The following is a 20,029-nucleotide window of genomic DNA, read 5'->3' on the forward strand; positions in this document are numbered from 1 at the left end:
TCTTTAGTCGCTCGCGTGTCGATCGGCGCGCGACGGCGGCGGATACTGCTGTGTCCGACTCTCGGTCGTCCCGGGAAGCACACAGCGCTCCGACTCGCGGTTGACGTGCGCGTACTGGTCCGGCGCGTTGGCCAGCGGATGTGCGGGGTTCTGTTCGCTCCGGATTCGGGCCGCCCGCACCGCCTCGAACCCCGAGAGGCGAGCGCGGACGCCGCGCCAGTGGTTGGCGACGCCCGGCGGCGTCCGCAGCGGATGGGGCGGCTCGCCGTCGGGATGGCGTCCCGCGAGCACGGCGGCGTTGACGTTCTCCGCGAGGTCGTCGTGGTCGACGAGCACGCCGACGCGCGCGTCCGGAGGCGCTCGCGCCGCCAGCACGTCGAGCCCGAGGTGCAGCGCCAGATACTCGGCGACGTTGTTGTCGGGGACGACCGCGGGGACCGAGAGGCGAGCAACGCGCCGCCCGTCCCGCGTTTCGATGACTGCGCCGAGCCCGCCGCCACCGTCGGATCGGAAGGAGCCGTCCGTCGCGACGTAGTAGTCGCGGTGGTGGGTTTCGGGAGGATGAGCGATGTGGGGCGTCGGCGACTCGTCGAACAGGTCCCGCAAGCCGGACCGGCCGTGAGCGGCCATACGAGAGGGTAGAGGACTGACTAACTTAAATCTGCGGCCGCCTTCCGTCGAATTTCCGACGGACGTCGGCCGATCCTTCGAATCCGCGATCGAAACGGCCGTTCGGTACCTCCCATCGGCACGTTTCGAAAGGACGTTGGGAGCCCATCGTCGACACTGTGTCGTGAGTGCCAGACGTGACGTGCTGTTGTTCGTCGCGCTCGCGGCCGTCTGGGGATCGGCGTTCGTCGCGATCAAGGCCGGCCTCGCGTACATTCCGCCGGTGCTGTTCGCCGCGCTCCGCTACGACGTCGCCGGCGTCCTGATGCTGGGATACGCCGCGGTCGCCGTCGAACAGTGGCGTCCGCGGACGGGCGGCGAGTGGCGGCAGGTACTCGTCGGCGCCGTCCTGTTGATCGCGGCGTACCACGCGTTCCTGTTCGTCGGCGAGCAGCGGGTCACCAGCGCGACCGCGGCCGTCGTCGTCAGCCTCTCGCCCGTCCTCACGACCGGGTTCGCGCGGCTCCTGTTGCCCGACCAGTCGCTCTCGGCGGTCGGCGCCGTCGGGCTGGCGCTGGGGTTCGTCGGAGTGGTTATCGTGGCTCGTCCGGAGCCCGGAGCGCTGCTCTCGACGGACGTCGTCGCCGTCGGCCTGGTGTTCGCGGCGGCCGCGTCGTTCGCGCTGGGGAGCGTGCTCTCCGAGCGCATCGCGGCGTCGCTCCCCGTCGAGACGATGGAGGCGTGGTCGATGATCGGCGGCGCGGCGATCATGCACGCGGTCAGCTTCCTGCTCCCCGGCGAGTCGCTCGCGGACGTGGCCTGGACCGGCGAGGCGCTGCTCGCGCTTGGCTACCTGTCCGTCGTCGCCAGCGCGCTGGGCTTTCTCGCGTACTTCGAGCTGCTGGGACGGCTCGGGGCGATCGAGATCAATCTGGTGTCGTACGTCGCACCGGCGTTCGCCGCGATCGTTGGCTGGGCGCTGCTGGGCGAAGTGATCGACGCGGGGACCGTCGCAGGATTCCTCGCGATCGTCGCGGGGTTCGCGCTCGTCAAGCGCCGCGCGATCGGCGCGGAGCTATCCTGATCGACGATTCGAGAGCGGCGGTCGGAAGAAAGCGCCAGCGGGGTGAGCTGGAACGCGGGGACCGGCGTCCCGGATGTCAGTGCTGTCGGTGGGGGTAGCCGACGTACAGCGCGACGAGGTTCAGCGCCAGCAGCGCGACGAACGTCATCGTCTCCTGGCTGCCCTCGATACCCGTCGCCAGCAACGGAATGTGGAGGAACGGGAGGGCGACGGCCGTCCAGAATCCGAGCATCCGGATCGGCGTCATGATCGTTCCGGCGAGCCGATCGTAGACGTGCTCGCCCAGCGATTGTCCGTCGGTCGCTTCGGCGGCGATCGTTCCTTGGTCGTTGTACGTGGAGGGACTTGACATGGTGTGGGCGCCTACTCACACCAACAGGCGCCACCTCCTTATAGGGGTGACAGCGTTTCTTTTATTTCGGTTCGTTTTACTGGTACAAACCGCATTACGGACGTTTCACGAACGGCGCAGAAGCAAGTAAACGTTTTAAAATCAGACGTGAGATGGTAACTACCCGATACGCAACTGTTCGGATCCGCAGCAGTAGGGCGGGTGGCCACCGCTCGCGTCCACGCCAGTCGAAGCGACGAACCCAAGGTAACTGATACCGACGCTACTCGTCCTCGCCGGCTCCGCTCGACGAGCGGATCTCGACGTCGACCTCGACCGAGTCGTCGCGCACCTCGATTGCCTGTCGGTAGGTACCCAGTGCGGCGTCCGTCGGGACGTCGAACCGAACCGTCTCGGACTGGCCGGGACCGAGGACGAGGGAGTCCGCGGCGACGATCTCTCCGTCGAAGCGATAGTCGACCCGCGCAGTACCGACGTCGCTACCGACGTTCGCGACGTTTGCTGCGATCGACGCGCTCTCGTTGCGCTCGACCGCGTCCGGCGAATCGACGTTGCGGACACGATAGGACGTATCCCTGACCGTCACGTTCAGCCGGTCGGCGGGGAACCGGTGCGTGGAGGTGTTCGCACGTCTCGCGACGACCGGCACCTCCCCCGGCTCCGAGAACCGAACCGTCGCTTGGCCGCGCTGATCGAGCCAGATCGTCCGATTGCTGACCGTCAGCTGACCGGTCAGCGGCGCGCCCGTGTCGGTCCGTTCGGCCGCGAAGCGAACCGCCTCACCGGGTTCGACGTCCGTCCGATTCGCGGACAGTGACACCGGAGCCGCGTGTCGGCGGACCGCCAGCGTCTCCTCGACCGGGACGAACGTCTCGGATCGGGTGTCCGATCTCGTCGCCTCGAGATCGTACCTGCCGGCGCGGTCGAGCGTCACCGTCGCCGATCCGCCGACCGTTCGGATCGACCGGTCGCCGACGGTCATGTTCCCCTCGACGATGTTACCGGTGTCGGTCCGGAACAGGGTCAGCTCGATCGTGTCGCCGGGTCGCAGTTCCGAGTTGTTCCTGGCGACAGCGAGTCGCACCCGTCGATGCGCGGCCGTGACGGTCACGCTATCCGAGCGGTACCGCTGCGTGGCCGTCGGCTCCCGGCTCGCGGTCACCTCGAACGTGTCCGCCCGCGGGACGCCGACGACCACGCGCCCGCGATCGTCGGTCGAATACGACTCGCCGCCGACGGTCACGGTCCCGCTCACTTCCTCGTCGTTATCGGCTCTGCGGACGGTGAGTTCGACGTCGTCACCGGCCGTGACGTCGGTGGCGTTAGCGCTCACCGCGAGGGCGACCTCGTAGCGCTCGACGGTGACGATCGTGCCGTCGGCGACGTACCTGACCGTCTCCGTGCTGGGCTGGCTCGCCGTCGCGGTGTAACTTCCCCCGGAATCGAACGTGACTGTAGCCCGCCCCCGATCGTCCATCGAATGTTCGGTGCCGTCGACCGAGAGCGACGCGCCCGTCGCGGGTGATCCGTTCTCGTAGGTCGCCCTGAACCGGACCGACTCCCCGGGCCGCAGCGTGGTCCGGTTCGCTTCGAGGGAGATGCGAACCTCTTCGAGGGGGTCGTCCTCGACGTCCTGGAACGGGAACACCGTCCCGCCGCCGTCGCCGCCGACGACCGGCGTCGACCCGAAGCCGGCCATCGCCACCGCGAGCGTCCCGAACACGATCAGGGCGATCCCGATCACTTTCGGATCCTTCCGCGGATCGTACGGTCGGGAGTCGTCGCTGCTCGCGGTCGGACGGGAACGACGCGGCGGCCGGGATGTCGTCGGCGACACGATACGTTGCCTCGCTGGAACGTCGTATGCAGGCCCGCGTAATATGCGTTCGCCTGCGCGCCGGAGTTCGGACGACGGCAAAACTATAACGTCCCCGACTCCGTACGTGTTACAACTCATGCCCGAGGAGCCGAAAGAGCCCGAGGACGACGCGTCCGTGCTCACCCCGGAGGAGCTGGAGCTCGAGGACGAGCAGGAGGACGCCGTCCGGAAAATCGGCGAAAACAGGTTCGTGATCCGCCCGAACGAGGACGCCCCCGAGGAAGACTCCGATTCGGGGTCGTCGAGTCCGGGGCCGATCGCGGACACCGAAGCAGAACGTGCTTCGAGCCCTGATTCGACGTCGTCTCGGCAGGGCGCCGGAGAGCAAAACGCTCCAAGTCCTGCTTCGCAGGCTCAGCAGGACGCCGGAAGCCGCGATCCGGCTTCCGAGCCATCGCTCGCCGATAAGCGAAGCTCATCGAGCCTTGGCTCGGCTTCGTCTCGCGAAGACGCCGAAGCGCAAAGCGCTTCGAGCCCCGACTCGGCTTCGCCTCGTCGGGACGCCGCGGAGCAGAGCTCCGCGAGCCCTGACTCGACGTCGTCTCGCCAGGACGCTGGAGAGCAAAGCTCTCCAAGTCCTGCTTCGCAGGCTCAGCAGGACGCCGCCGACGGGTCCGCGACGAACGTCGACGTCGAATCGCGGGCGCTCGCGCTCGAACACGCAGCCGGGGAGTACGGCATCGACGCGGTGGTCGACACCGGCGACGGCGTCGTGGAGCGGCGGCTCGTCGCGGACGATCAGATCGCCGTGTTCGAGGAGTTTCTCCGGTGGTACGCCCGGCAGATCGATCCCGACGCCGCTCCGGCGGCGACGATCTCGGCGCTGCTGGCCAAAGCGGATCTCAGCGAGTAGCTCGAGTCCACCCGGGCGATCGAACTGCCGTTTTCCCCGGGTTTCGATTTTCGTCGCCGTCCGACGTATCGATCGAGTAGTTCGGCTCTCCTCGTCGTCTCCCTTCGGTCGACCGTGTTACCGCTTCTCTCGCCGCCTCTCACGAAGGTTCGGGTTACTCACGACTGCTCCTCAGGGATGCCTCTTTAGTTAGGTACGTGATTTATCCCCGGTGATTGCCAATCAAGGTTCAGCTTTAGATGGGCGATTCATGAATATTGGAACGATCCTCGACGAACTCGGGTTGGACGCGCTCGCACCGGGGGACACCGATCGCCCCGACGCCGGACCGGACGGTCCGCTCCAGGACGACGACGAGGAATCCGACGAGGACGGGGAGTCGTCCGAGGCTGAGACGACCGAGGAGTCGTCCTCCGACGACGGCGGCAGTTCCGGCGGCGGTCTGTTCGGCGGTCGGTCGAACGACGACGAGGACGGCGAACTGGTCGAGCGGATCAACGATTTCGAGTACGAGCTCTCGGAGATCCGTAACGACGTCGAGCAAAACGAGGCCTCGATCGACGGTCTCGAGAGCGAACAGCTCGACATCAACGAGCGGATGGACCGGATCGAGGAGCACAACGCGACGCTGCTGGGCGTCTACGACCAGCTCACCGAAGGCGTCAACCCGTTCGCCCGTGACTGGGAGCAGTCCGAGGAACGCCGGGATACCGGGGACTCGACGTACGGCGTCATTCCCGACGACGAGTCGGACAGCCCGGGCCGCGACGAAAATCTCCAGCGCAACGGGGGCAGTTCGTCGGCGGCGTCCCGCAGCGCCGAGTCGGCCGACGGCCGGTCGCCCGACGCCCGATCGTCCGCCGACGGCGACGACGAGCCGATGCCGACCGACCCCGAACCGTCCGGTCCGGAAGCCCCCAGTTCGACGCCGGTCCCCGAGTCGCCGCCGTCGGGGACGACGCCGCCGGAGAACGGTCCCTACCTGACGGAGTTCGCCGACACGTACGCGACGGACGTGCTCGTGATGGAGTGGCTCGCGATGCTGATCGACGCGGCCGGCGAGGAGGGCGCGCTGAAGGCGCTCGACCACTACGACCGCATCGACTGGGTGAGCGAGTCGATCCGCCGGGAGCTGGAGGTCGTGCTCAGCGGCGCGTGGAGCGAATCCGACGCCGAGCCCCGCAACGACCTCAACACCGACGTCCACGACCGGAGCTTCCGGTTTATCGCCCGGCTCTCCCAGCAGGCCCAGCTCGCCAAGACCGACGGACGGAGGTGAGCAGGGATGGGGTTCAGCACCAGCGCCGCGGTCGCCGTGGTCTCGATCGGCTTTCTGATCAGCGTGGGGCTACTGTATCCCGCGGTCGAACAGTCCGTCCAGGACGTTTCGGATGCGACCGACACTCGTGAGGATCGAATGCTCGACACCCGTAACAGCGACGCCGCCCTCTCCGACGTGACCTACAACAACACGACCGACGTCCTCAACGTGACCGTCAACAACACGGGCACCGTCACGATGGACGTCGCCGGCACGGACCTGCTCGTGGACGGCGAAATAGCGACGAACCGGACGACGTACGTCGACGGCGTCGCGGACCGCGAACTCTGGGTCGCCGGCGAACAGCTTCGCATCGAGGCCCGCGACGTGCGGACGGCGCCCGAACGGGTCGTCGTCGTGACCGGGACGGGACTCGAACGATCGACGACCGGGATAACGGTGGTGAGCTAGATGGCGAGCGTCTCCGTCTCCCACCTGATAATCTTCATTGCCGCGCTGACGGTGTCGGTCGGCGTCGCGACGACGCTGACGGTCAACGTCCAGAGCATGACCGTTTCGATGGACGAGCGCGGCGAGAGCGTCGCGAAGGACATCGAGACGGACGTGACGATCATCAGCGACCCGGGCAGCCCGGCGTCGATCTACGACGCGGACAACGAGAGCGTCACGCTGCTGGTCAAAAACACGGGCGACAGGGCGATCGAGGTCGGGACCGATCCCCCCGACGTGTTGATCGACGGGCAGTACCAGCCCGCGCCGACCGTCGCCGTCGTCAGCGACCCCGACGGGGCGACGTGGGGCGAGGGCGACGTGCTCCGCGTCGTCGTCTCGAAGTCCCTGGCGGAGGGGGAACACCGCGCGACGGTCCGCGTCAACTCGGCCGAAGATACCTTGCGGTTCCGCGTCAACTGACCTGACCATGCCTGACCTGTACAATCTCGGACTGGAGGAACGCGACCGGGTGAACCCGTCGCTCGGCGGCGGGCTTCCCGAGGGGAGCATCGTGCTGCTGGAGGGCCAACACGGCGCCGGCAAGAGCGTCATCACCCAGCGGTTCTGTTACGGGCTCTGCGAGACCGGCACCAACGTCACCTACGTCTCCGCCGAGCTGACCGCCGGCGGCCTGATCAAGCAGATGGGATCGATGGAGTACGACGTCGTCGACCACCTGCTGCGCGAGCAGCTGCTGTTCCTCCACGCCGACGTCGACACCAAGGATACGATCAACGGCGACGACCCCGAGGAGACCGAGGGGCGGGAGCTGCTCACCCAGCTCATGCGCGCGGAGGTGATGTGGCGCAGCGACGTGATCATCTTCGACGGGTTCGACTCGATCCTCCTGCACGACCCCCACTACGAGGCGATCAGCGAGCGCGACGACGCCGACGACATCATGCAGAACCTCATCACGTTCTTCCGCCAGATCGTCGGTCAGGGCAAGACGGTTATTCTGACGGTTAACCCGGACTCGCTCCCGAAGAACGCCCTGCGTCCGCTCCGGGACGTCTCTGACGTCTATCTCTCCCTGGATATGGAGGCGATCGGCAACGAGGTCCGTCGGAGGATGGTCGTCAAGAAGTTCGCGGGGATGGGCAACCAGGTCGACGACAACATCGGCTTCGCCGTCCAGTCCGGCCGCGGGCTGACGATCGTGACCAGGACGGTGGCCTGAACGATGACGGAACTGGGCACCCCGCAACTGACCGGCGAACTCGCCGACCTGGCGGACCAGCACGACCACCTTCGCGAACACCTCGAAGCGAAGCGCGAGGAACACGGCGAGTACCCCGCCTACACCGACGAACTGGAGGACCGCCACGAGGTAGCGCGGCCGAACGTCATCTATCCGACCCGGGACGAACATCCCGTGTTCTGTCACGTCCACGGCGACGTCGGCTCGTCGACGACCTACTACGTCGTCGAACCGACGCTCGACGCCGACGAGAAGGCGACGTTCAAAGACGTCCGCCAGCGCATCCTCGAGAAGAGCGTCAACAAGCCCGCGCCGAGCGACGACCAGCAGTTCGTCGACCACATCGACGAGCTGCTCGGCGGCGTCACTCACGTCGGCGGGACGGCGACGGGCGTTCTCCAGCAGGTACTCGGAACCAGAATATCGCTGTCGCGCCAGACGTACCACCGGATCCGGTACCGCCTCCAGCGCGACATCGTCGGCCTCGGTCCCCTGAATCCGGTGATGCAGGACCCGCAGAACGAGGACATCCACGTCATCGGCCCCCACCAGTGCTACGTCGACCACGGCACCTACGGGATGCTGCCGACCACCGTGGACTTCGGAACGCCCGCCGAGTTCGAGAACTGGATCCGCAACATGGGCGAGCGGATGGACACGCCGGTCAGCGACTCGAACCCGATCATCGACTCGACGCTGCCCGACGGCTCGCGTATTAACATCATTTACTCCGACGACGTCTCCGTTCAGGGCCCTTCGCTGACGATCCGCCAGGGGGACGAAGTCCCGCTATCGGTGTTCCAGATCACCAAGTGGGGGACGCTGTCGCCGAAGCTGGCGGCGTACCTCTGGCTCTGTCTGGAAAACGAGCAGACCGTGTTCGTCGTCGGCGAGACGGCGTCGGGCAAGACCACGACGCTGAACGCGATCACATCCTTCATCCCGCGGGACTCGAAGATCTACACCGCGGAGGACACCGCGGAGGTGCTGCCGCCCCACGACACCTGGCAGCAGCTTCTGACCCGCGAGGGGCAGGGCGAGGACGACAGCTCGGACATCGACCTGTTCGACCTCGTCGCCGCGGCGCTGCGCTCCCGACCGGACTACATCATCGTTGGCGAGGTCCGCGGGGCCGAGGGCCAGATGGCGTTCCAGGCCGCCCAGACAGGCCACCCGGTGATGCTGACGTTCCACGCCTCGGACATCGTCTCGATGATCCAGCGCTTTACCGGCGAGCCGATCAACGTCCCCGAGACGTTCATGGACAACTGCGACGTCGCGCTGTTCCAGAACCGCGTCAAGCAGGGCGACCGCGTCCTCCGGCGCGTGACGAGCGTCCAGGAGATCGAGGGGTACTCGAAGGTCGACGACGGCGTCATCACTCAGCAGGCGTTCAAGTGGGACCCCCAGGACGACGACATCGTGTTCACGGGGATGAACAACTCCCACGTCCTGGAAAACCAGATCGCCGAGCTGCTGGGCTACGAGAACACCCGCGACATCTACGACGAGCTCGAGCGGCGCGCCCAGATCATCGAGCGGCTGATCGAGGCCGACGTGCTGGGCTACGACGAGGTCAACGACGCCATCCACGTGTTCCAGCGCGACGGCGTCGAGTCGCTGCCGATCGACATCACGGGGCTCACCTCGTCGCCCCAGCCGACGGTCTGACGTGCCCGCCGAGCGCACCGCCGACTGCGGCTCCTTTCGCAAACTGTCTGACAGCTGGGGGTTACCCTTTCGTACCTCCAGCGCAACCACCAGAGCGGACGACTGACTCAACCCATGGCGACCAGCTCCGACGCGGCGACGACCGACTCGGCCCGAAGAGAGGAGGGTGAGTCGGTCGACGTCAAGGAGGCGATCAGGAAGCTGCTGCTCGCCTACGAGAACATGGACATGCCGATCCGTCGGTACGTCCTCGCGGTGCTGTTGCCCTCGATCCTCGGCATGCTCGGGGTGATGGCGCTGCCGTTCCTGCTGCCGATCCCCGGCGTCGCGACGGGGCCGGTCGTGATGCTCGCGCTGCTGTTGCCGTTCGTCGCTCTCGTCTACCCCAAGCTGATGCAGGACCGCAAGCAACAGCAGGTCCGCGAGCGCTTTCACCTCTTTGTCACCCACATCACGGTGCTGTCGACGACGAACATCGACCGCGTGGAGGTGTTCCGCACGCTCTCGAAGGAAGACGAGTACGAGGCGATCGCGACGGAGATGGGCCACATCGTCGCGCTGATCGACACCTGGAACCAGAGCCTCGACGACGCCTGCCGGTTCCGCGCGCGCCGCGTCGCCAGCCCGCTGATGGAGGACTTCCTCGAACGGCTGGCCTACACCGTCGGCGCGGGCCAGCCGATGTCGGAGTTCCTGCTCTCCGAACAGGACAACATCCTGCGGAACTTCAAGACGCGCTACGAGAACCAGCTCGATCGCCTCAACGTCATGAAGGACGTCTACCTCTCGGTGATCAACTCGACGACGTTCGGGCTGGTGTTCGCCATCCTGCTACCCTTCCTGATCGGCATCGACCCGATGATCGCCCTCTCCTCCGTGATCACGCTGTACTTCTTCGTCCAGTTGGCGTTCCTGTACGTGATGAACAACGTCGCGCCTCAGGACCCCGTCTGGAGTCACACGGAGGGAATATCGCTGGAGCGCAACGTCCGACTCCGGATCGCGCTGATCGTCGGGACGGGGCTGAGCCTGCTGCTCGCTGCGGTCACGTACCTCGCGCTGGACGGGATGATCCCTCGTGCTGGACTGCCCGACGCGATCTGGATGGCGGTCCCGTTCACGCCGCTTTTGATTCCCGGGCTGGTCATCCGCCGCGAGGAGTCCCGCGTCAAGGAACGGGACGCCGAGTTTCCCTCTTTCATCCGCGCGCTCGGCGCCGTCGAGAGCGTCAAACAGAGTTCCTCGTCGTCGGTACTCTCGAGTCTCCGTCGAAAGGACTTCGGCGCCCTGACCGAGAACGTCGACAACCTGTACAAGCGCCTCGCGATGCAGATCAACTCGACGCTGGCCTGGCGCTACTTCGCGGCCGAGACCGGATCCTACCTGATCCAGAAGTTCAGCGATATGTACGTCGTCGGCCGCCGGATGGGCGGCGAACCCCGCCAGCTCGGCAACCTCATCGAGAAGAACTTCACGGAGGTGCTGAACCTCCGCCAGATGCGAACGCAGGAAACGGGCACCATCATCGGCGTCATCTACGGCATCACCGCGACGAGCACGTTCGCATTCTTCGTCGGGCTGGAGATCGTCAACCTGCTGAAAGACATCACGACCGAGATGGATCTCACCCAGACCGGGATGGGCGCGCTACTCCACCCGCAGGTGTACGACATCCCCGAGATCCGATTTTACATCTTCATCGCGGTGATCCTGAACGCGTTCCTGTCGTCGATGATGATCCGGATCGTCGACCGGGGCCACTCGCTCAACGCGCTGACCCACTTCGTCGCGATGGTCTGGATGAGCGGACTCATCGCCTGGATGACCACGTTCCTGATGACGGCGATCATCTCGGTCTGATCGCGACCGACGATTTCCGGCGTTCGGTTTCGTGGCCGCTCGTTCGGCTACCGCTATTCGGCGAAGAGAATCAGAGAGGAGAGAACGACGATCAGTCGTCGGCGTCGTCGTGGTGCTCGTGGCAGTACTCGCTGTCGCCGAGCGCAGGTCGCGTGCACGGTTCGCCGTCCTCGGTCGTCGCCGCGCACTGGTTTTCCTTCGGGACGCCGCCGTTCGAGTCGCTCTGGCCGCCGATGCCCGTCACGGCGCCCATCGCTTCGTCGCCGAGCCGCAACGTCGTCAGGTCGCGCTCGATGCTGTCGCCCGCGATCGCCGCGACGAACTCCAGGGAGCGCGCGTGGCGCTCGTACGGCGTGTCCCGCAGCGACTCGACGCTGGTCTCTCGCTCGGTGGCGTCCTCCTCGGTCAGCTCGTCTACCGAGAGCCCGCGCACGTAGTCGACCATCGTGTGGTACACCTCCTCGCTGATCCAACTCACGTCGCGGTAGTACCGCAGCGCGCGGATCGCGCCGCTCGATCCGAACGCGCTCCCGAGATAGCGCGCCCACGCCATCGCGGTGACTTGCTCGGCGGCCGTGCCGTCGAGCGACGAGAGGTGCGGGCCGTTCGCACGGGGCCCCTGCTGTGGGTGATTCCGGCTCATCTGTGGTTACCTGAACGTGATATCCGACCGGATAGGTTTACCACTTTTGGCAGATATCCTGAATGACGTCGCCGGAGAAATACCGCCGACCATATCCGGCCTGCAAAATCAGAATCGTCGGAATATCTCCTCGGCAATCCGCAAAACGACGGACTGTGACCACTACCTAATTAGAGAGGTCGCCTGATTGAGGCGAGCCTACTCCCCTAGGTAGCATCCTTTTTTCATATACCTTGTAAGGAGGGAGTAGCGGCCTACCGAGACGGTGGCCGTAAAACTAACGCGAGGATACACAGCATGGACATCACAATTCCAGACATTTCACGAGATAGCGACCGCGGTCAGGTCGGTATCGAGACCCTGATCATCTTCATCGCGATGATCCTGGTTGCAGCGATCGCAGCGAGCGTACTGATCAACACCGCGGGCTACCTGCAGAACCAGGCGTCCGCGACCAGCGAAGACTCCGAGGCCCAGGTTTCGAACCAGGTGCTCGTGTTGAGCTCGATCGGTGAGATCGACACTGAATACGGCCCCGAGCTTGACTCCGAAATGGTCGAGTTCGAGTTCGACAACAGTAGTGATATTATCCGCTACGTGGACAACGACAACGAGTTCGACTTCACGGCTGATCGCGGGGATCTGATCGTCAACATCACTAATACCACCAGTAATACAACGATCACAGATAGCACGGACTTCGAGGCCGGAGACGTGTACGACCTGTCGAAGGCTGACGGGACTCTCAACGATACGGACATCGAAGTCACGTGGGAGCCCGACACCGATAGCGTTAGTAACGTCTCCTGGAGTGTCGCTACTAGCACTGTCGGTCCCGAAAAGACCGCAACTCTCGGCGACAACGAAGTCGAGTACAGAATTCGCTCCGAGACCCAGATCTCCCACGTCAGCATGACCGTCATGCAGTCGCCGGGTGCAAACGAGATCGACCTCGCGGGTGCGTCCGTCGAGTACATCGGTCCTGACGGAGAGGAGACGCTCTCGTACAGCGAGACTTCCACTGTCGGTGGGTTCACCGTCAATGGCACGACTGATAGCGACAACACTGCACCGGTTCTGACGAGCCGCCAGGACCGGTTCACGATTGGCGTCACGCTGAGCGACGACCAGACTAACGACCTCCGCTACCTGCAGGAAGGCGAGGAGGCGACCGTCCGCATCGTCACGCAGTCCGGTAGCGTGGCGACGGCCGTCCTCAACGTCCCCGAATCGCTGAGTTCCTACGACGGGAACGACGCGGTCGAACTGTAAGCGGTACCGAACCGCTTTTGGTTCCTTCTCCAGAGATGGGGAGCCTCTGACGAACCACGGAGCGTGTGAACGACCGCGCTGATGCGGTCCCACTTTTCCCCGTCGCGGCGTCTCGACGCCGCACTTGGGACTATTTCTTCGGCCGACCGGATTTATCTCACCGGATAGTTGCCACGTTATTTTCAAGTAGATATATACCGCGCGTTCGGCAACTACGGGTACCTAACTGGCCAGGTATGACGGACAGGATCCACGTACTTCACCTCGACGACAACGAGCAGTTCCTCGACGTGGTCGCGACCTTCCTCGAGGCGGACAACGACGACATCGACGTGACGTCCGTGCTGGACGCCGAGGCGGCCCTCGACCGGCTCGACGGCCCCGAGCGGATCGACTGCGTGGTCAGCGACTACCGCATGGGCCCGACTGACGGCGTCGACTTCCTGAAGTCGGTCCGCGAGCGCGACCCGCGGCTACCCTTCATCCTCTACACCGGGAAGGGCAGCGAGGAGGTCGCCAGCGAGGCGATCTCCCAGGGCGTCACCGACTACCTGCAGAAGAAACACAGCGACCAGCAGTACGACCTCCTGGCCAACCGGATCCGGAACGCGGTGAATCGCGCGCGCGCCGAGCGCCACCTCGCCGAGCGCGAGCGGATGCTCGGCGGGCTCAACGAGGGGATGCGCTCGCTGATGCGCGCCGAGACGCGCGACGACATCGCCGATCTGGCGGTCGAGATCGCCGACGAGGCGCTCGAACTCCCCTGGATCGCCGTGTACCTGCTCGACGAGTCCGCGGGCGTGTTGCGCCCGAGCGCGTACGTCGCCGACGTGGAGGGGCTCCGCGACGGGCCGCCGACGTTCGACGGCGGGCGGAGCCTGGCCTGGGACGCGTTCGTCGACGGCGAGGTGCGGCGCCACGACGACGTCCAGTCGCTCGACACGATCTACGCTGACGACACCGATCTCACCGGCGAGTTCACCGTTCCGCTGGGCGACCACGGCGTCCTGCTGGCGGGGACGACCGGCGACGCCGCGCTGGAAGACGCCACCGCCGAGTTCGTCGAGATCCTGGGCGCGAACGCGCGGGCGGCCCTCGATCGGGCCGAGCGCGAGGAACAGCTCCGCGAGCGCGACCGCGAGCTCGAACGCCAGAACGCGCAGCTCAAGCGTCTCAACCGCATCAACACGGTGATCCGGGATATCGATCAGGCGCTGGTCAAGGCCTCGACTCGCGCCGAGATCGAACAGGAGGTCTGCGAGCGGCTGGTCGACATCGACCCCTACGCATTCGCGTGGATCGGCGGGTACAACGACATCAACGAGACGATCCGACCACGCGCGAAAGGCGGCGACGAGGGCCAGTTCCTCGCGAACGTCGACTTGGACAGCACGGACAACCCCGTTCAGCGGACGCTGCAGGACGCCGAATCCCAGGTCGTCCAGAACATCTTCGAGGACGACCGGATCGGCAGCTGGCGCAAGGAGGCGCTGAAATGCGGCTTCCGGTCGGTCGCGACCGTCCCGCTGGTGTACGACGGCGCGGTGTACGGCGTGTTGCAGATCTACGCCGACCGCTTGGACACGTTCGACGAGGAGACCAGCGGCGTGCTCTCGGAGCTGGGCGAGACGATCGGCTACGCGATCAACGCGATCGACCGGAAGGAGGCGCTGATGACCGACAGCGTCGTGCAGGTCGAGTTCCGCGTCCCCGACGCCGACGACTTCCTGTACGACCTCTCGGCGAACACCGGCAGCAACGTCGACCTCCGGACGATCCTCCCCCAGTCCGACGGCAGCCACCTGATCTTCTACTCGATCGCCGAGGCCGACCCCGACGCCGTGCTCGCGTTCGCCGAGGAGGCCGTCGGCGTCTCGGACGCGCGGCTGATCAGCGAGCGCAACGACACCGCGCTGTTCGAGTGCCGGATCGCCAGCGACACGATCGCGACGACCGTCGCGGACCACGGCGGCGTCCCGCGAACGGTACGAGCGGACCCCAACGGCGGCCGGGTCGTCGTCGACCTGCCCCAAGACGCCGAAGTGCGGTCGTTCGCCGAGCGGATCACCTCGACGTATCCCTCCGTGGAGTTCGTCGCGCGCCGCGAGCGCGCCAGCGCGGCCCGGAGCAAGCAGTCGTTCCGGGAGCAGCTCGACGACCACCTCACCGATCGCCAGCGCGAGGTGCTGGAGGCCGCGTACTTCTCGGGCTACTTCGAGTGGCCCCGCGAGAAAACCGGCGAGGAGATCGCCGAGACGCTCGGCGTCGCGCCGCCGACGTTCAACCAGCACCTCCGGGCCGGCGAGCGGAAGCTGTTCGAGGCGCTCTTTGAACCCGAGTCGCTCGACGACGAGGGGTAACGTCGGCGTCCGCGATCCGGAGTCGTCATCGCGAACGCGAGTCCGGTCGGTAACACTGATTGGGCCGCGCCAGAGAGTCGGATACGATGACCGAGTGGCTCCGCCGCGCCGTCGGGTCGACAGTCGCGGTCGCGCTGATCGTCGTCGGGTACGCGACGCTCTACCAGTTTGGCATGGCCCAGTACGAGGGCGAGGTGGTCGGATTCCTCCACGCGGTACAGGTCGTCGTCGAGGCGGTGACGACCGCGGGGTTCGGCGGCGACGCGCCGTGGGAGAGCGCGGCGATGAACGCGCTAGTGGTCGCGATGAACTTCACGGGCGTGGTGCTTGTCTTCCTGGCGCTGCCGGTGTTTCTCGTCCCGCTCATGGAGGACGCGCTCGCGACCGACGTGCCGACCGCGACCGACGAGACCGGACACGTCGTCATCTGCGGCCACACCTCGATCAGCGAGTCGCTCCGCGCCGAACTCGAAGCTATCGACGTCCCCTACGTGTTCGTCGTCGAGGACCTCGACCACGCGCAGGCGCTCTACACCGACGGCTGGCCGGTCGTCGTCGGCGACCCGACGGCGACGACGACGCTCGACGACGTGAACCTCTCGGAGGCGACGTCGCTGATCGCGAACGTCGACGACGAGGTCAACGCCAGCATCGTGCTGGCGGCGCGCCAGACTGCACCCGACGGACGGATCGTCAGCGTCGTCGAGGACGTCGATACCCGCGAATATCTCGAGTACGCCGGCGCGGACGACGTCATCCAGCCCCGGCAGGTGCTCGGCGAGAGCCTCGCGCGGAAAGCGACGACCTCGCTGTCGGCCGAACTCGACGACGCGGTCGAGCTCGGCGACGATCTGGTCGTCGCGGAACTTCGGATCCACCAGGGCAGCGATATCGCGGACAAGACGCTCAGCCAGTCGGGAATCCGCGAGCGCTACGGACTGAACGTGATCGGCACCTGGCACAGCGGCGAGTTCCAACCGGCGCCGAACGCGGATCGGCATCTCGACGAGAACACGATCCTCGTGGTGGCGGGGCATCGCAGCGACCTCGCGGACCTCAAGAGCCGGACGATCACGTCCGAACTGAAACGCCGCGGCCACATCGTCGTCGTCGGGAACGGCCTCGTTGGTCGAACCGCCGCGACCGCGATCCGCAAGACGGGCCGCGAGGTCGTCGTCGTCGACGCCGATCCCGACACCAATCCCGACGTCCTCGGGGACGCGCGAGATCGGGAGACCTACCACAAGGCCGGCATCGACGACGCCGCGGCCGTCGTCCTCGCGCTGGGCGACGACACCGCGTCGGTGTTCGCCTCGCTGGTCGTCGAGCAGGTGGCGCCGAACGTCGAAGTCATCGCGCGTGCGAACGAGGGCGACAACGTCGCGAAGCTGTACCGAGCGGGCTCGGACTACGTGGTGTCGCTTTCGTCGGTCACCGGCCGGATGCTCGCGACGAACCTGCTCGACGAGGAGGTGCTGACGCCGGAGTCGCAACTGGAACTGATCCGCGCGGAAGCGCCCGATCTGGTCGGCGAGCGTCTGGGCGACACCGACGTGCGCGCCGAGACCGGCGCGACGGTCGTCGCGGTCGAGCGCGGCGACGACGTGATAGCGGATCTCGATCCCGAGTTCTCGTTCGCGCCGGGGGACGTGTTGCTCGTCGCCGGGGACGACGAGGCGATCGCGGCGTTCACCGACCTCGCGGGCGTGACCGCGCGGGAACGGATCGCTCCGACGCCCCGAACGGTCGAAGCGACGACCGAGCCGGCGGAGTAACACCGAGCGGGGGAGTAGCAACGAGCCGACCGGGGTAACCCCTCGGACGGAGAGCGGTTTCGCGGTCGAATCAGGTGTTCGTCTCCCCTCGACACCTCGCTATCCCGAACTATTATAGTGACGTCAACTCACTCCTAAGTCGTGGTTTACGAGACAGGAAACCGAACGGTCGACGACGCGGTCCGGCGCGTGCTCGCCGGCGAGGAACTCGACCGCCGCGACGGGCTGGCGCTGATCGCCCAGCCGGTCGACGACCTCGCTCCGGCGGCGGACTACGTCCGCTCGGAGCTGGGCGACGACACGGTCGACGCCTGCAGCATCGTCAACGCGAAGGCGGGCAACTGCGCCGAGGACTGCGGCTTCTGCGCCCAGTCGGTTCACTTCGACACGGGGATCGACAACTACGGCTTCCTCGGGCCCGAGAAGGTCCTCGAAGCGGCGAAACGCGCCGAGCGCGACGGCGCCCAGCGCTTCGGCATCGTCGTCGCCGAGAAGGGCGTCTCGAAGGAGCACCGCCCAGAGGAGTGGGAGGACGTCCTCGAATCGATCCGGCTCGTCAGGGACGAGACCGACGTGGAGGTCGACGCCAGCCTCGGCATCCTCACCGAGGAGGAAGCCGCGATCCTCGCGGAGGAGGGGCTCAACCACTACAACCACAACATCGAGACCTCGCCGCGATTTTTCCCCGAGATCGTCGACAGCCACGACTTCGAGGACCGGGTGAAGACCCTCGAAGTCGCCAAGGACGTCGGGATGGACCTCTGCGCCGGCGTGATCCTCGGCATGGGCGAGACGCCGACCGACCGGGTCGACGCCGCGGTCGCCCTGCAGGAGATCGGCGTCTCCTCGCTGCCCGTCAACGTGTTAAACCCCGTCGCGGGGACGCCGCTGGCCGACCGGATCGGCGATTCGGCCGACATCACGACCGAGGAGATCGTCAAGACGATCGCCGTCTACCGGCTGCTCCACCCGGAAGCGCGCGTCCGGCTCACCGGCGGGCGCGAGGTCAACCTCGACGTCGACGAGCAGCACCTGCCGTTCGAGGCGGGGGCCGACGGCGTCCTGACGGGAGATTACCTCACCACCGAGGGCCAGTCGCCCGGCGACGACATCGAGGTGATCGAGCGCGCCGGCATGGAGCCCAACACCGACGTGAACGAGTTCGATCCCGCGGCGGTGAAAGCTCGTCACGACGAGGCGGGCGCCGGAGAGCGCGACGCCGCTGCGGAGGCGGCCGACGGCGACGCCGACCTCGACACCGCGGCGGGAACGGCGACGAGCGAAGCGACCGACGACTGAGCACGAACGGCTCGATTTACGACACACCGACGCATGACAGACATCGACTTCGCGGTACTGGGAACCGGCGGCATCGGACGACGAACGCTCGAAGTCAGCCAGCACAAAGAGGGCCTGACGCCGGTCGCGGCCTGCGACCGGAACGGCATCGCGATCGACCGCGGCGGTCTCGACGTCGAGGAACTGCTGGACGCGACGGAAGGCAATATCGCGAGCGGGCCGCAAAGCGGCCCGGAACAGTCGAGTAGCGCGGAGCTTCGCTCCGCGGACAGTCGAGCGGCAAAGCCGCGAGACGACGGCGATCAGCCGCGAGACGGCGACGACAGGGGCGATACGGACGGGTCGAACGCCGCGACCGACGGCGGCGCCGCTGCCGACGCCGCCGCCAGCGCCGCGGACGCCGCGGCGTCGAGCGGCGTCAAACAGACCGGCGAGGGCGCGGGCGTCGTCGCCTCCGAGCAGGGCGAGCCGACGGAGACGCCGATCGACGACGTGATCGAAATTTCGGACGCCGTGGACGCCGTTTTGATCGCGCTGCCGAATCTCGAACACGACTTCATCCCCAACATCGCCGACCGGTTCGCCGAGGCGGCGTACTCGGGCGTCCTGATCGACGTGCTCAAGCGCTCGCGCGTGATCGGGATGCTCGACGAGCGCGCCGATCAGCTGGAGGACGCAGGCATCACGTTCGTCTGCGGCGCCGGCGCGACCCCCGGATTCCTGACGGGCGCGGCGGCCCTCGCGGTCCAGTCGTTCGTCGAGGTCCACGAGGTCGACATCTGGTGGGGCGTCGGTCTCAAATCGGGCTACGAGGACAACCGCGGGACGGTCCGCGAGGACATCGCCCACCTCGACGGCTACGACGTCGAGACGGCCCGAGACCTCTCCGACGAGGAGATCGAGGAGATAATCGAGGCCCACGACGGCGTGCTGGAGTTCCACGACATGGAGCACGCCGACGACGTGCTGCTGGAGCGGGCGGGAATCTGCGACGCCGAGGACGTCACCGTCGGCGGCATCCTCGACGTGCGCTCCGACGAGAAGCCGACGACGACCACCGTCTCGGTGACGGGGACGACGTTCGACGGCGAGCGCGCGACCAACACGTTCGAGCTGGGCGACGAGACGAGCATGGCCGCGAACGTCAACGGCCCCGCGCTGGGCTATCTGAAGGCCGCTGTCCGGCGCAACCGTGCCGGCGAGCACGGCGTGTTCGGCCCCGCCGAGCTGATGCCGAGCTTCTGAGGGGCGCAGTTTCTCCCGAATCAGTTCTCGCCGTCCGCGTCACCTGCGTCGCCGACGGAACTCCCGAGGACGCGAGCGGCCCCGCCGACGCCCGCGGCGGCGGCCAGGACGCCGAACCCGGGCGAGCCGTCGCTCGAGTTCCCGTCGGAGCT

The 20,029-nt window shown here is 66.5% G+C and carries 17 protein-coding genes; 13 read left to right on the forward strand and 4 right to left on the reverse strand.

Annotated features, from left to right (window positions below):
- Window positions 1-3: 3 nt before the first annotated feature.
- Window positions 4-630, reverse strand: a complete 627-nt coding sequence (locus ABDZ81_RS08290) for a ribonuclease H family protein (RefSeq protein WP_343773490.1) — start codon at window positions 628-630, stop codon at window positions 4-6.
- A gap of 163 nt (window positions 631-793) precedes the next feature.
- Here ABDZ81_RS08290 and ABDZ81_RS08295 point away from each other — a divergent pair, with 163 nt between their 5' ends.
- A complete protein-coding gene (locus ABDZ81_RS08295; RefSeq protein WP_343773491.1) occupies window positions 794-1,693 on the forward strand; it encodes a DMT family transporter in 900 nt (299 codons plus the stop codon).
- A 76-nt stretch (window positions 1,694-1,769) separates the two neighbouring features.
- On the opposite strand, the gene ABDZ81_RS08300 is transcribed toward ABDZ81_RS08295, so the two are convergent.
- Together ABDZ81_RS08300 and ABDZ81_RS08305 are read right to left on the reverse strand one after the other, a co-directional pair.
- Window positions 1,770-2,045, reverse strand: coding sequence for a DUF8028 family protein (locus tag ABDZ81_RS08300; RefSeq protein ID WP_343773492.1), 276 nt, complete (start codon window positions 2,043-2,045; stop codon window positions 1,770-1,772).
- 262 nt (window positions 2,046-2,307) lie between these two features.
- Window positions 2,308-3,882: a hypothetical protein gene (locus ABDZ81_RS08305; RefSeq protein ID WP_343773493.1), complete on the reverse strand. Its 1,575-nt coding sequence runs from the start codon at window positions 3,880-3,882 to the stop codon at window positions 2,308-2,310.
- A 118-nt stretch (window positions 3,883-4,000) separates the two neighbouring features.
- On the opposite strand from ABDZ81_RS08305, the gene ABDZ81_RS08310 reads away from it, so the two are divergent.
- The 7 genes from ABDZ81_RS08310 to flaJ all read left to right on the forward strand — a co-directional run bounded on the left by ABDZ81_RS08310 (window position 4,001) and on the right by flaJ (window position 11,283).
- Window positions 4,001-4,777 (forward strand): DUF7500 family protein, encoded by a 777-nt coding sequence (locus ABDZ81_RS08310; protein WP_343773494.1) that lies wholly within the window; start codon window positions 4,001-4,003, stop codon window positions 4,775-4,777.
- A gap of 250 nt (window positions 4,778-5,027) precedes the next feature.
- A complete protein-coding gene (locus tag ABDZ81_RS08315) occupies window positions 5,028-6,056 on the forward strand; it encodes a FlaD/FlaE family flagellar protein (RefSeq protein ID WP_343773495.1) in 1,029 nt (342 codons plus the stop codon).
- A 6-nt stretch (window positions 6,057-6,062) separates the two neighbouring features.
- A complete protein-coding gene (gene arlF, locus ABDZ81_RS08320) occupies window positions 6,063-6,509 on the forward strand; it encodes an archaellum stator protein ArlF (RefSeq protein ID WP_343773496.1) in 447 nt (148 codons plus the stop codon).
- Window positions 6,510-6,971: an archaellum stator protein ArlG gene (gene arlG, locus ABDZ81_RS08325; protein WP_343773497.1), complete on the forward strand. Its 462-nt coding sequence runs from the start codon at window positions 6,510-6,512 to the stop codon at window positions 6,969-6,971.
- A 7-nt stretch (window positions 6,972-6,978) separates the two neighbouring features.
- The gene (gene arlH / locus ABDZ81_RS08330; protein WP_343773498.1) at window positions 6,979-7,731 is read left to right on the forward strand and encodes an archaellum protein ArlH; all 753 of its coding nucleotides are present in this window, start codon (window positions 6,979-6,981) and stop codon (window positions 7,729-7,731) included.
- Between the two features lie 3 nt (window positions 7,732-7,734).
- Window positions 7,735-9,423 carry a type II/IV secretion system ATPase subunit gene (locus ABDZ81_RS08335; RefSeq protein WP_343773499.1) on the forward strand — a complete coding sequence of 563 codons (1,689 nt, stop codon included), beginning with the start codon at window positions 7,735-7,737 and terminating at the stop codon, window positions 9,421-9,423.
- Window positions 9,424-9,537: 114 nt separating this feature from the next.
- Window positions 9,538-11,283, forward strand: coding sequence for an archaellar assembly protein FlaJ (flaJ, locus tag ABDZ81_RS08340; protein ID WP_343773500.1), 1,746 nt, complete (start codon window positions 9,538-9,540; stop codon window positions 11,281-11,283).
- 91 nt (window positions 11,284-11,374) lie between these two features.
- Here the strand turns inward: flaJ and ABDZ81_RS08345 are convergent, their stop codons facing one another.
- On the reverse strand, window positions 11,375-11,926 hold the full coding sequence (locus tag ABDZ81_RS08345) for a FlaD/FlaE family flagellar protein (protein ID WP_343773501.1): 552 nt from the start codon (window positions 11,924-11,926) through the stop codon (window positions 11,375-11,377).
- 297 nt (window positions 11,927-12,223) lie between these two features.
- Here ABDZ81_RS08345 and ABDZ81_RS08350 point away from each other — a divergent pair, with 297 nt between their 5' ends.
- The 5 genes from ABDZ81_RS08350 (at window position 12,224) to ABDZ81_RS08370 (ending at window position 19,877) form a co-directional block, all read left to right on the forward strand.
- Entirely contained in the window at window positions 12,224-13,198 is a 975-nt protein-coding gene (locus ABDZ81_RS08350; RefSeq protein WP_343773502.1) for an archaellin/type IV pilin N-terminal domain-containing protein, read from the forward strand.
- A 236-nt stretch (window positions 13,199-13,434) separates the two neighbouring features.
- The gene (locus tag ABDZ81_RS08355; protein ID WP_343773503.1) at window positions 13,435-15,558 is read left to right on the forward strand and encodes a bacterio-opsin activator domain-containing protein; all 2,124 of its coding nucleotides are present in this window, start codon (window positions 13,435-13,437) and stop codon (window positions 15,556-15,558) included.
- Between the two features lie 86 nt (window positions 15,559-15,644).
- The gene (locus ABDZ81_RS08360) at window positions 15,645-17,333 is read left to right on the forward strand and encodes a potassium channel family protein (protein ID WP_343773504.1); all 1,689 of its coding nucleotides are present in this window, start codon (window positions 15,645-15,647) and stop codon (window positions 17,331-17,333) included.
- A gap of 141 nt (window positions 17,334-17,474) precedes the next feature.
- Window positions 17,475-18,632 (forward strand): biotin synthase BioB, encoded by a 1,158-nt coding sequence (gene bioB / locus ABDZ81_RS08365; protein ID WP_343773505.1) that lies wholly within the window; start codon window positions 17,475-17,477, stop codon window positions 18,630-18,632.
- Window positions 18,633-18,665: 33 nt separating this feature from the next.
- Entirely contained in the window at window positions 18,666-19,877 is a 1,212-nt protein-coding gene (locus tag ABDZ81_RS08370) for a transcriptional regulator (protein ID WP_343773506.1), read from the forward strand.
- Window positions 19,878-20,029: the final 152 nt, after the last annotated feature.

The sequence above is a fragment of the Natronoarchaeum mannanilyticum genome, from assembly GCF_039522665.1.
In the GTDB taxonomy this organism is placed as follows: Archaea; Halobacteriota; Halobacteria; order Halobacteriales; family Natronoarchaeaceae; genus Natronoarchaeum; species Natronoarchaeum mannanilyticum.